The 11,650-nt window shown below is 69.5% G+C and carries 13 protein-coding genes; 11 read left to right on the forward strand and 2 right to left on the reverse strand.

The annotated features are described in order from the left end of the window. Positions 1 to 103: 103 nt before the first annotated feature. The gene (locus tag RB614_RS37655; RefSeq protein WP_308717485.1) at positions 104 to 1,588 is read left to right on the forward strand and encodes a methionine--tRNA ligase; all 1,485 of its coding nucleotides are present in this window, start codon (positions 104 to 106) and stop codon (positions 1,586 to 1,588) included. A 602-nt stretch (positions 1,589 to 2,190) separates the two neighbouring features. Here RB614_RS37655 and RB614_RS37660 read toward each other — a convergent pair. Then, positions 2,191 to 3,435, reverse strand: a complete 1,245-nt coding sequence (locus tag RB614_RS37660; RefSeq protein WP_308717486.1) for a tyrosine-type recombinase/integrase — start codon at positions 3,433 to 3,435, stop codon at positions 2,191 to 2,193. Continuing rightward, the gene (locus tag RB614_RS37665) at positions 3,422 to 4,378 is read right to left on the reverse strand and encodes a helix-turn-helix domain-containing protein (protein ID WP_308717487.1); all 957 of its coding nucleotides are present in this window, start codon (positions 4,376 to 4,378) and stop codon (positions 3,422 to 3,424) included. Before RB614_RS37665 ends, RB614_RS37660 begins: the two co-directional genes overlap by 14 nt. Positions 4,379 to 4,485: 107 nt before the next feature. On the opposite strand from RB614_RS37665, the gene RB614_RS37670 reads away from it, so the two are divergent. From RB614_RS37670 to RB614_RS37715, 10 genes are all read left to right on the forward strand, one after another. Then, on the forward strand, positions 4,486 to 4,716 hold the full coding sequence (locus RB614_RS37670) for a helix-turn-helix transcriptional regulator (protein WP_308717488.1): 231 nt from the start codon (positions 4,486 to 4,488) through the stop codon (positions 4,714 to 4,716). A gap of 196 nt (positions 4,717 to 4,912) precedes the next feature. Beyond that, on the forward strand, positions 4,913 to 5,836 hold the full coding sequence (locus tag RB614_RS37675) for a hypothetical protein (RefSeq protein WP_308717489.1): 924 nt from the start codon (positions 4,913 to 4,915) through the stop codon (positions 5,834 to 5,836). Next, positions 5,833 to 6,159 (forward strand): hypothetical protein, encoded by a 327-nt coding sequence (locus RB614_RS37680; RefSeq protein ID WP_308717490.1) that lies wholly within the window; start codon positions 5,833 to 5,835, stop codon positions 6,157 to 6,159. The genes RB614_RS37675 and RB614_RS37680 overlap by 4 nt, the downstream gene beginning before the upstream one ends. Then, positions 6,152 to 6,547, forward strand: a complete 396-nt coding sequence (locus tag RB614_RS37685; RefSeq protein WP_308717491.1) for a hypothetical protein — start codon at positions 6,152 to 6,154, stop codon at positions 6,545 to 6,547. The genes RB614_RS37680 and RB614_RS37685 overlap by 8 nt, the downstream gene beginning before the upstream one ends. After that, positions 6,544 to 6,774, forward strand: coding sequence for a hypothetical protein (locus tag RB614_RS37690; protein ID WP_308717492.1), 231 nt, complete (start codon positions 6,544 to 6,546; stop codon positions 6,772 to 6,774). The genes RB614_RS37685 and RB614_RS37690 overlap by 4 nt, the downstream gene beginning before the upstream one ends. After that, positions 6,771 to 7,607, forward strand: a complete 837-nt coding sequence (locus RB614_RS37695) for a hypothetical protein (RefSeq protein WP_308717493.1) — start codon at positions 6,771 to 6,773, stop codon at positions 7,605 to 7,607. Before RB614_RS37690 ends, RB614_RS37695 begins: the two co-directional genes overlap by 4 nt. Continuing rightward, a complete protein-coding gene (locus RB614_RS37700; protein ID WP_308717494.1) occupies positions 7,607 to 9,010 on the forward strand; it encodes an AAA family ATPase in 1,404 nt (467 codons plus the stop codon). The genes RB614_RS37695 and RB614_RS37700 overlap by 1 nt, the downstream gene beginning before the upstream one ends. Before the next feature lie 277 nt (positions 9,011 to 9,287). Then, on the forward strand, positions 9,288 to 9,647 hold the full coding sequence (locus RB614_RS37705) for a hypothetical protein (protein ID WP_308717495.1): 360 nt from the start codon (positions 9,288 to 9,290) through the stop codon (positions 9,645 to 9,647). 141 nt (positions 9,648 to 9,788) lie between these two features. Then, entirely contained in the window at positions 9,789 to 10,241 is a 453-nt protein-coding gene (locus tag RB614_RS37710) for a TrfB-related DNA-binding protein (protein WP_308717496.1), read from the forward strand. Further along, on the forward strand, positions 10,238 to 11,641 hold the full coding sequence (locus tag RB614_RS37715) for a phage terminase large subunit (RefSeq protein ID WP_308717497.1): 1,404 nt from the start codon (positions 10,238 to 10,240) through the stop codon (positions 11,639 to 11,641). The genes RB614_RS37710 and RB614_RS37715 overlap by 4 nt, the downstream gene beginning before the upstream one ends. Positions 11,642 to 11,650 lie beyond the last annotated feature (9 nt).

Below are 11,650 nucleotides of genomic sequence, written 5' to 3' on the forward strand. Positions count from 1 at the left end.
CCCCGCTAGCGGGGACACTCTGAGCTGGACGCATGAGGCCCCGAGACGGGGCCTCTCTTCATGTGCGCGGGGTCCCGGCTCCTTCCCGCGAGGATCTCGAACGATGACCACTGCGACCTACTACGTCACCACCACGATTCCGTACGTCAACGCCAGACCGCACCTCGGCTTCGCCCTGGAGCTGGTGCAGGCCGACGTGCTCGCCCGGCACCGGCGCCAGCGTGGCGACGCGGTCCGCTTCCTGTCCGGTACCGACGACAACTCGCTCAAGAACGTGCTCGCCGCCGCGGCCGAGGGAGTGTCCACACAGGAGCTGGTGGACCGCAACGCGGGCGCGTTCGAGGCGCTGCGCGAGCCGCTCCGGCTCTCCTTCGACGACTTCATCCGGACCAGCCGCGACCCCCGCCACCGTCCCGGCGTGGAGCGGCTGTGGCGGGCCTGCGCGAAGGCCGGCGACCTCTACCGCAAGCACTACGAAGGGCTGTACTGCGTGGGGTGCGAGCAGTTCTACACCCCGGCCGAGCTCACCGGCGGCCGCTGTCCCGAGCACGGCACCGAGCCGCAGCGGGTCGCCGAGGACAACTGGTTCTTCCGCCTCTCCCGATACCAGGACCGCCTCCTCGACCTCGTCCGGAGCGGGCGGCTGCGCATCGAGCCGGCGGCGCGGCGCAACGAGGTGCTCGCGTTCGTCGAGGCCGGGCTGGAGGACTTCAGCATCTCCCGCTCGCAGAGCCGCGCCCGTGGCTGGGGGATCCCGGTGCCGGACGACCCGGACCAGGTCGTCTACGTGTGGTGGGACGCGCTGGGCAACTACGTCACCGCGCTCGACTACGGCACCGCGGGTACGGAGTACGACCGCTGGTGGGTACGGGGCGACCGGCGGGTGCACCTGGTCGGCAAGGGGGTGCTCCGCTTCCACGCCGTGTACTGGCCGGCGATGCTGCTCTCGGCCGGCGAGCCGCTCCCCACGGATGTGCTGGTGCACGACTACCTGACCGCCGACGGGCGAAAGATCAGCAAGTCGTCCGGCGCGGTCGTGGACCCGGTGGCCCTGGTGGACCGCTTCGGCGTGGACGCGGTGCGCTGGTGGCTGCTGCGCGAGGTGCCCCGGGTGGGGGACGCCGACTTCACGGTGGCGCGGCTGACCGAGCGCTACGAGCGCGATCTCGCCAACGACCTCGGCAACCTGGTCAACCGGGTGGTCAGCATGGTGCACCGCTATCGCGGCGGGGCTCCCTCGGCGTACCAGGTGGATGAGGCCGACCCGCTGGTGGCCGCGTGGCGCGCGGCCCCGGAGCGGCTGGACGCGGCGCTGGCGGATTTTGACTTTCGGCTGGCGACGGCGGCGGTGTGGCGCGTGGTGGAGGAGGCCAACCGGTACGTGGAGGAGGCGCGCCCGTGGCAGCTCGCGCGCACCGACGGCGCCGCGCTGGACCGGGCCCTCGGCGTGCTACTGGCCGCCTGCCAGGCGGTCGGCGAGCTGCTGGCGCCGTTTCTGCCCGAGGCGGCCGCGCGGGTCACCGCCCAGTGCACGCCGGTGGACGGCCGCCTCCCCGACCCGCGCCCCCTGTTTCCGCGGGCGGGCTAGCGCGCTTTTCGACCTCCCCACGGCTGTCCGCACCGGCCCGCCTCGGCGATCCACCCCGACACCGCCTCCTGCAGCGCCGGCAGGTCGGCGTCGCGGTAGGGGCGCATGCGCATGGTGGAAGACTAGAGGGCTTCAGCGTCGAGTTGGCCGACACTTCACCACCGCGCCGCCGCCGGGCGGGCGGGTGTGTGTGCGGGAGGCTCTGGAGCTGCCCCGTCTGTGCGTGCGGCTGCCACGCACACGCCGCGGACGGTGACCGCGAAGGTCGCCCGGGGGCTTGTGTCGCGGAGTCGGCAGCGGAGGCCGGGGATTTCGGCGAGCGCAAGCTCGCCCCCGGCCGCAGCGGTGCCCGCGGGAATGCACCCCAAGAAAACGCTCCGCTGCGCTCCACGTTTCCCCGGGGACCCCGCGCATGCGGTCTACAGCTGAGGCGGACCGGGCCAAACCATCGCCCGCCCTCAACCACAGGCCACCACCCCGGCTCCAGGGGTTTGTCCGGCCGGTCTTGCGGGGCCGTCGGGATCACCCCGGCGGGACGCCTCATTCGAAGAGCGAATGGTGGTAGAGCCATCCGCACCCGCCCTGACCAGCGACAACATAGATCACGCCCCCACGCTTGGGCGCATGCTGGGCACATCAGCCATTTGATCATGCCCAAACACGTCCTGGATCGCCTCGCGGCTGCGGTCCTCATCATCGGGCCATAAGTGCGTATATGTCCTTAATGTCTCCGTTGGGTTGGCGTGCCCGAGTCGGGCCGCCACGACCTTGACGTTGAGCCCCTTTCTGATCAAGAGCGATGCATAGAAATGTCTGAGATCGTGGTAGCCGCACGTAGCCAGTTGCTCGGCCTGCCGCTCAAGTTCGGCCCGCCGGTCTGGGTCCCGCTCCTCGGCGGCCCGCTTCCGGAACGCCGCCGCAGCCGCGGCCCGGGCCGGGAGCCAAACGTGGTCGTTGAACCACCACCGGACCAGCGGCATCCCGTCCGGAGTGGAGAACACGAACTTCGCCTTGCGCGTCTTCGGCTTGGGGCCAGTGTGGTCCTCAACCTCGACCTCGACGGGCGGGTACGCGGCCAGATGCGCGGACAACTCCATCAGGATGGCGTCGGCCGCCGGCACCCAACGCGTGGCCGCCTTGACCTTCGGCGGCACGACCGCGACCGTCGCCTTGGTGAGTGGCTGGACCTGCTGCTCGATCCGCACCCGCCTCTTCTTCAGGAAGTCGACGCGGTGGGTTTCGAGACCGAGTCCTTCACCTTGCCGGACACCGAGGCCCGCGCCGACGGCGACGAGTCCGCGGTACCTCGGGTCGATCGCATCAGCCAGCGCCTCGACCATCTCGACGGTGAGCGGGATGATCTCCTCGTCCTCGATCTCCGGGAGCGTGATGCCCTTGCACGGGTTCGACCCGATGACCCGATCCTTGACCATCGAGTTGAAGACGGCGCCGACGACGGCCATGACCTGCGCGACGGAGCCCGGCTTGAGGCGGGTGCTGAGGTCGGTGGCAAACCCCTGCATGCGTGTCGGACGGAGGGAGCCGATCGGCTTCTCGCCGAACGCGGGATAGACGTGGAGCCGCAGGCTCGACTCCCACCGGCTGGCCGTGTTCGGTCGGTGGGGGAGTGACTTCCGGACCTCCTCGGCGCAGTCCCGGAAGGTGCGCTTCCCGCCCTTCGGATCGATGTAGCTGCCTACGTTAAGGCTGTGCTCGACTTCGGCGCGGAAGCGGTCGGCGTCGATCTTCCGGCCGAAGCCCTTCTTCCGTAGGGTGCCGGCCTCGTCGCGCCAGCGAACCACCCACGGTGTCCGCTTGCGCGTCGGATCCCTGTTAACGCTCGCCATCGGACACCTCGGGTGTGAGCGCCTGGTTGAGGAGATCGCCGAACGCCCTGAGCGTCCTGGGTGTGACCGTCTCCTCGAACGTCGGCGCGGCCTTGGCTTTCAGCATCACTAGCCGTTCCTCGATGTCGACCTCTTCCACCACGTAGCCCGCCGCCCGGAAGTAGTTCAACGCCTCGGCGAGATCCGTGCGCACGGCGGCCAGCCCGCCCGGGCCGAACTTCACGCCGTGGTCTGTGCCGGTGAACTTCCGGTCCGGGTGTTCGACCCGATACAGCTTCGGCATCAACCGAAGGGCTTTGCGGAGCAGGTCGTCGACCAACTCGTTAACCCGGGCCAGCCCGCGACCGACGCCGTCCGCCTGCCGGGCGATCGCCGGCCGGTCGTATGCCTCGGGGCCGGCATACGGCTTGTCCGGGTCGCCGGTCGCCCGCCACATCAGGGATACGCCGTCGTCCGTCATGAGCAGGTCCAGCATCCGCTCGACGTTGACGAGCAGGGCCTCCACCGCCTCGTACGGCGGCGTTTCCCACGTGATGCGGCGGTCGCCCGGGGCTGCGTTGCGGCGGAACTCCAACGCCCGTTCGATCGGCCTGCGTGTGTCGCCCTTGTACGTCCATGGCAGGGGGAGTAGGCCGCGGGCCCAGTACCACGCCTGCGCGGCGATGACCGTGATCGCTGGGGTCAGCTCGACCGGCTCGTTGTTGGCGCGGTCCGGCATGAGGAGCCGGTCGGGCGTGGTCTCCAGGGCGGCTGCGAGCGCCATCAAGTCCTCGACATCGACCTTGCGCGTGCCCTGCTCGATCTTCGAGATGGACGACTGGGCGATCCGGCGCCCAGCCTCGCCGAGCCGGTCGGAGAGCGCGGTCGTGCTGAGGTTCAGCGCCTTACGGCGGGCGAGCACGTTCCGGCCTAGGTGGATGTTCACCGGGTCGGGGCTAGTCATGGGCGAATAGTAGGCGGACTTGACTGACTAAGGCAACCTCAGACAGAATTGGATCAGCAACGACTTCTTCTAGTCGCTGTGGACTATCCGTAGTCCGTGGAGGGGACGTGTCCAAGACTGCCACCCGAGAGCCGCTCGCATCGACCGAGGAGGTCGCGAGCTTTCTCAAGATCACGCCGGCTGCGCTTCTTCAGATGCGCCACGCCGGCCTCGCGCCGGCCGCGACGAAGGTCGGCACCCGCCTGCGGTGGGACTGGGCCGACGTCGACCGCTGGATCGACCACAAGAAGTCGACCAGCAGCAAGCCCGGCGACCGCTCCGTGGTCAGCCGAACCTGATCAGCAAAAAGGGCCGACGCCTTGCCCGCGTCGACCCGTTCACCCGTCCCGCAACCAACAACCGAAAGGGCGTAGTCCTAATGTCCACTGTAACGGACCAGCCGCCGAAGGGCACCCGACACAGCGGCGCGGCGCTCCGGTACGCCAAGCTGATCGAGGCCGCTCTGCTCTCCGTCGCCAGAACGACGGTGGGCCGATGACCACCACGGTCTCCGGGCGCACCTACAAGCGCACCCGGCCGCGCGGCTTCGCCGAGTGGGCACCGCGCCCCGACACGCTCGTGCTCCTCGACCAGATCAACGCCGTACTCGCCGAGTACGACCGGCACCTTCCGATGACCGCCCGGCAGCTTTTCTACCGGCTGGTCGGGTCGGCCGGCTACAGCAAGACGGAGCAGGCGTACGAGCGGCTGTGCGAACTCCTCAACCGCGCCCGTCGCGCCCGTCGCATCCCGATGTCGGCGATCCGGGACGACGGCACCACGGTCAAGGCGACGTGGGGCTACGACTCGCCCGCCGACTTCTGGACCACGGTGCGCGGGTCCGCCGGCGCCTACAAGCACGAGCCCACCGACGGCCAGCGGATCACCGTCGAACTGTGGGTGGAGGCGGCCGGCATGGTGCCGATGGTCGCCCGGATCGCCCACCAGTACGGCGTCAACGTCTACTCCTCCGGCGGCTTCGACAGCGTCACCGCGAAGTACGAGGCCGCCCGCCGGATGGCCAACCGCGACACGCCCACCGCCGTCCTCCACATCGGCGACCACGACCCGTCCGGGCTCTCCATCCTGGACTCGGTCGCTGAAGACGTCACCGCGTTCTTCCGAGACATCGAGCCCGGAGACATCGCGCCGACGTTCGTACGGGTGGCCGTGACACCGGAGCAGACGGAGCGGTACGCACTGGAGACCGCGCCGCAGAAGACGACCGACCGGCGCGGCGAGGCCATGGCCGACACGGTCCAGGCGGAGGCCCTTTCGCCGGACGAGTTGGAGCGGGAACTCCGCGACGCGCTTGAGACGTGGGTCGACATGGAGGCGCTGACCGCCGCGAAGGCCAAGACCCAGGCGGAGCGGGCCGAGATCCTGGCCACCCTCGACGAGCTGGGGGCCGGCCGGTGAGCGACGAGACGTACATCGTGGTCGGCGACGACGGCACGCCCAAGGCCGTAGTCGACCTCGCGCTGCTGACCGAGGAGGGCGCCAAGCTCGGCGCCGCGATGGCGCTGTCGTGCGACGACCCGGAGCGACTGGATGCGATCACCGCCGAGGCCGTCGAGAAGTACGACGATCCCACCTACTCCTTCGTAATCTCGGCTGCGCTCCGGATGGTCACGGAGAACATCTTGGCGCCCTGTATGGCGGTGGCGCACAAGGCGACCGGCATCGACCTCCGGGACGGCCTCGACCGGATTCTGCGTGGAGAGGAACCCCCTCGTGTCTGACTATGAGCAGGGCACCATCTACGACGCGCTCGGCGGGGTGCCCCTCTCCATTGGCGAACGCTGGGCGCACTTCCACGTCCGCAACCCTCGCGTGTACGAGGCCCTGTGCGGTCGGGCGCGGACGTGGATAGGGCGGTTCGGGCGACGCACCGTGGGCATCGACACGATGTTCTCGGGCGTGCGGTGGGAGATCGCGCTCGCGACCTCGGACCCCCACTTCAAGATCAACAATAGCTACTCGCCGTGGTACAGCCGCTGGATCATGCAGAACGAGACCGACCTCGACGGGCTGTTCGAACTCCGCCGGAGCGAGGCCGACAACGCCGACCTCGGCGCGCTCGTCCGCCACGCCGAGACCCTTCTCCGCATGGCGGAGGCGGCGACGTGAACGGGGAAGAGGTCCGGATCCCGGACACGCCGGCGATGGTCGCCGGCGAGATGGCCATGAAGATCCACTACGCAATCACGTGCCACGCCGAACACGCCTTCGCGTACCTGTCCGCGTCGCTCGACCACCTCGGCGTTGATGGCGACGACCGCGAGGAGGCGCTCGACAAGTTCACCGCCAGCCTGTGCAGGTCCATCGTGGCCGAGTCGCGGAGGTGGTGGCGGTGACCACAGCGTTCGCGTGGGTGCTGGCCTTGCTGGATGAGGTCGGCTCCCAGCCGCGAGGTAAGCGGGTCCGGCAGTGCGTCTCGCACGAGGACGCGAAGCCGAGCCTGTCGATTGTCCCGCACGAGGAGGGCAGCTGGGCGCCACGCTGCTTCGGCGGCTGCTCCACGCAGCAGGTGCTCGATGCCCTCCACCTCACCCGGTACAGGATGTTCCGGCCGCCGCCGGTCAGTCCCGCCGAGTACGTGCGGCAGGTCGGGCTGAAGGTGGAGTTCCCACCCCTCGACCCCGACGCAGGCCGGCACCCCGCCACCCGCGGCATGAGGCTTGAGGCCGTCCACGACTACGGGGTCGCGGTGCTGGAGCGGTGGCGTGCCCGGAACGGCAGCAAGGACTTGCGGTGGGAGCGGGTGCTGCCCTCCGGCGCCCGGATCCCCGGCCTCGGCCACCTCACCTTGGCGAGCATGCCGCTCTACCAGGAACGGGCGGCCCTACAGGCGGTCGGCCTCAACGAACCCGTGCTGGTGACCGAGTCGGAGAGCAGCGTCGACAGCCTCAAGGGTTGGTTCGGCGTCACGTGGGCCGGGTCGGCGTGGACCGTCCAGACGGGACGTCTGTCCCGGATCCTCGGCGGCTATCCCAACGTGATCGTGATCCCGGACCACGACCAGGCCGGCCTAGCCGCGCTCGCCCAGCTCGAACGGGCCGGCCTCGCCCGGCACATCCTCATGCCCGAACCCGGCGAAGACGCCCGCGACCTCCTCAAGCGGCTCGGCCACCACCGGTTCGCCGACGCGGTCCGCGGCGTGCTCGCCCGCGCCCCGGTGGCCGCCTGATGAACGACTACGACCACGAAGCAGCGTGGGAAGCCCTGGAAGCCGCAGGCGTCCCCACGCTGCTCGTGCGGCCCGAGAAGGTGACCGTGCCCGACACACCCGAGGCCGCAGTCCAGGCCGCGCAAGACCAGGAGGACGCCCACCAGCGCGCCTACCGACGCCTCCTCGTCGAACGCACCATGTGGCACAAGGCGAACCGCGAGGCGGTGCGACGCGTCCAGGCGGAGGAGGCCGCGGCCAGCACCGTCGACCCGGTCGGTCCCCTGGACTGGTCAACGTTCCTTACCCAGGAAATGCCGCCGCCCGACTGGCATGCTGGCCGGCTGTTTTCCCAAGGGCAGCAGGTCACCGTCGTCGGCGAAGGCAAGGCCGGTAAGTCGATGTTCTGCCAGGAGATGGCGTGGCGCGACGCCGCTGGCCTTCCTTTCCTCGGCGACACCAAGTACCGGGCCCGCAGGGTCATGTACGTCGACCACGAGAACGGGCAGCAGGACATCCAGTCCCGGTTCGTTTCGTTCGGCGCCACCCCGGAAACGCTCGCCAACCTCGCGTACCTGTCGTTCCCGGCGCACCGGCCGCTCGACACGGAAGGCGGCGCCGCCGACTTCCTCGCCGACGTCGACCGCTACCAGCCGGAGATCGTCTACCTCGACACGGTGAGCCGTGTCATCTCCGACGAGGAGAACTCGTCCGCGCCGTGGCTCGCGATGTACCGCCTGCTGACGAAGCACCTCAAGGCGCGCGGGATCACGTCGGTGCGGATCGACCACTTCGGCAAGGACCACGAACGCGGGTCACGCGGCTCGTCGGCGAAGTCGCAGGACATCGACACCGTCTGGGAGCTCCGCAACGGCGACAACGACACCCTCACCCTCACGCGGACCTTCACCCGCAACGGCATCGGCCGCTCCTACTACCGCCTGCGCAGGCTCGGCGAGATCGTCGGCGAGCAGTGGCGGCCCGGCGCGACCGCCCACGTCCTCGCCGACGAGCCCACCCGCCGCGACGCCGCCCCCGGCGAGTTCATCGCCGCCGCCCAGGTCGCCGACCAGCTCGACGCCGCCGGCGTCCCGCTCGACCTCGGCCGAGACAAGGTCCGCGCCCTCATCAAGGACAAGGGCCTGAAGATCAGCGCCAACAACAACCTCCTCGCCGAGGCGCTCAAGCTGCGCAAGAAGCGCGCGGAGGAAACCACCCAGGGCGAAACCCTCATGGACGGCGTGGAGGCGCTCAGGGCCACGATCCGGCGGTGCCACGCCTGCGGGCTGCTGCCCGGCGAGATGCGCCACGAAGTCAACTGCGTCTTCGGCCGCTCCACCCCCGAGCACGTCGCCGAGATCCTCGACTACCCGCTTGAGGAGATCCGCAAAGTGCGCGCCGAGTGGGACGGACGCCTCGCATGACCGTCGATCCCTCAGCCCGACGGAATGCCGACTGTGTCTGTCCGCAAGGCATACGCCCGATTACCGCCTCACTGTCTGTCCTGTCCGTATCAGGACAGACGACCACAACGGACGCCGTAACCGCAGGTCAACGGCGTGACCACCTGTCCCGGACAGGTCGCGGACGGACAGGACAGCACCTATCCCGATCCGTCCGTCCCCGTCCCCACCAAGGGTGGGGACGGACGGGACAGGTCGGCGGGACAGCAACCAACACACATCGGAATGGAGCACCACAGTGACAACGCCCATCGATGCCGAGCACCCCACCTTCGTCACCCCGACGGAGCGCGACGACATCATCGACAGCGACCACCGCACCCGCAGAGACGCCCTCCGCCGCGAGATCCGCCAACTCGACCTCCGCAACGCCACCGAAATCGCCGCCGCCCAAGCCGAATCCACCCGCGCCGCCCTCGACGCCCACGAGGCCAACATGCGCGCCGCCATCGAACAGGCCATCGCCGCCGCCCAGCAGACCATCGCCAAGCTCAACACCCGCCCACGCTGGGCCAACTACCTCTTCGCCGCCTACATCGCGCTGCTCGCCGTCTCCGTCAGCGTCGTCATCATCCAGTGGGCCACCGGCACCGCATAGACACAGCTCAACGCGGGTCTTGACACTGCCAACTTGGCGTTGTCAAGACCCGTTTTAGCGCCCATACTTGGCGCAGAACGACGCAGAAACCGACGCAACACTCTTCTACGCTTCTGCGCCACGCGCCCGGGAGGTGACCAGATGACCCGCGAATCCGTCGACCGGAACCAAGCGATCTGGGCCGCCTACTGCCAGGGGGCGACGCAGGCTGAGATCGCCGCTGAGCATGGGGTCACGCAGACGCGGGTTTCGCAGATCGTGAAGCGGATGCGGGAGGCCATCCCGCAGGAGACGCGTCAGGAGCGGGCCGAGCGTGAGCTTGCGTTCCTTGACCAGCTGCGCCGCGAGGCGATGGAGGTCGTGCATTCGAAGCCGTCCCCAGTTGTGGCCGGCAAGGACGGTGACATCGTCCGTGACCCGGAGACGAACGAGGTCGTCCGCGACCACGCCGGCCGGCTGGCGGCGATGAACCAGGCGCGGCTGCTCTCAGCGGATGTGCGGAAGCTGCTGGGCTTGGACGCGCCGACGCGTACCGAGGTCAGCGGCGGTGTCCGCTACGAGCTCGTCGGCGTCGATCCGGAGCAGCACCGGTGACCGCCGCAGTGGCCGAGAGCCCGGTCGTGCAGACGGTGCGGTACGAGCCGCGCGGCGCGGCGCGCACCCTCTTTCATAACCGTGATGCCGAGGTCGCCATGGTCGGCTCGGCCGGCACCGGCAAGTCCATGGCGTGCCTGTTCCGCCTCCACTTCGCTGCGATGGCGAACCCCGGCATCCGTGGCCTGATCATGCGGAAGACCGCGGTCAGCCTCGGCGCGACCACCCTCGTCACGTTCGAGGAGAAGGTCGCGAAGGAAGCGATTGCCGCCGGGGTCCTGCGCTGGTACGGCGGCTCGACCCGCGAGGCCGCCTCCTACCGCTACCACAACGGGTCCACGATCGTCGTCGGCGGCATGGACAAGCCGGAGAAGGTGCTGTCCTCGGAGTACGACTTGGTATTCTGCGACGAGGGCATCGAGTTCACCGAGACGGACTGGGAAACCCTCGCCACCCGGCTCCGGCACGGTCGCCTGTCGTGGCAGCAGCAGATCCTCGCCACCAACCCGGGCCCACCCACCCACTGGATCAAGAAGCGGGCCGACCGCGGCGCGCTCACCCTGCTCACCTCACGGCACGTCGACAACCCGGCGTACGTCAACGCCGACGGCACCCCCACCCCGCAGGGACGCGAGTACCTGGGCCGCCTCGACGCGCTCACCGGCGTGCGCCGGCTACGGCTGCGCGACGGCATCTGGGCCGCCGCCGAGGGCATCATCTACGAGGGGTTCGACCCAGGCGTCCACGTCATCCCCAAGGGCACCGTCATCCCGAAGGCGTGGCCGCGCTACTGGGCGGTCGACTTCGGCTACACCAACCCGTTCGTCTGCCAGTGCTGGGCAGAGGACCCCGACGGTCGGCTGTGGCTGGAGTGGGAGGTGTACCGGACGCAGCGGCTCGTCGAGGACCACGCCGTCACCATCCTCGACCAAGTCAGCCGCCTCGACCCGAAGTCCGTGCACCACGACCAGCACCCGCGCCGCGCGCACGAGGGCCGCATCTGGACCGGGCCCCGCCCGCGCGCCGTCATCTGCGACCACGACGCCGAAGACCGCGCCACCCTGGAGCGCCACCTCGGCCTGGCCACCGTGCCAGCGAAGAAGACCGTGTCCGACGGCATCCAGTACGTGCAGGTGCGCCTCAAGCCGGCCGGCGACGACAAGCCGCGTCTGTTCCTCCGCGCCGGCGCGCTCGTCGAACGGGATCAGGCGCTCGACGACGCCGGCAAGCCGTGCTGCACGGCCGAGGAGTTCCCCGGCTACGTGTGGGCGGTCAAGCCCGGCAACTCCGGCGACCTCAAGGAGGAGCCGGCCAAGGTCAACGACCACGGCATGGACGCGACCCGCTACATGGTCGCGCACCGGGACGCCAAGGTCCGTGGCTCGATCCGGTGGCTGTGAGGAGACCCG

Source organism: Phytohabitans maris, from assembly GCF_031085175.1.
Classification (GTDB): domain Bacteria; phylum Actinomycetota; class Actinomycetes; order Mycobacteriales; family Micromonosporaceae; genus Phytohabitans; species Phytohabitans maris.

Coding starts and splice junctions, on each gene's coding strand:
- RB614_RS37655 (WP_308717485.1), top strand. CDS start 104: ATGACCACTGCGACCTACTACGTCACCACCACGATTCCGTACGTCAAC.
- RB614_RS37660 (WP_308717486.1), bottom strand. CDS start 3,435: ATGGCGAGCGTTAACAGGGATCCGACGCGCAAGCGGACACCGTGGGTG.
- RB614_RS37665 (WP_308717487.1), bottom strand. CDS start 4,378: ATGACTAGCCCCGACCCGGTGAACATCCACCTAGGCCGGAACGTGCTC.
- RB614_RS37675 (WP_308717489.1), top strand. CDS start 4,913: ATGACCACCACGGTCTCCGGGCGCACCTACAAGCGCACCCGGCCGCGC.
- RB614_RS37700 (WP_308717494.1), top strand. CDS start 7,607: ATGAACGACTACGACCACGAAGCAGCGTGGGAAGCCCTGGAAGCCGCA.
- RB614_RS37710 (WP_308717496.1), top strand. CDS start 9,789: ATGACCCGCGAATCCGTCGACCGGAACCAAGCGATCTGGGCCGCCTAC.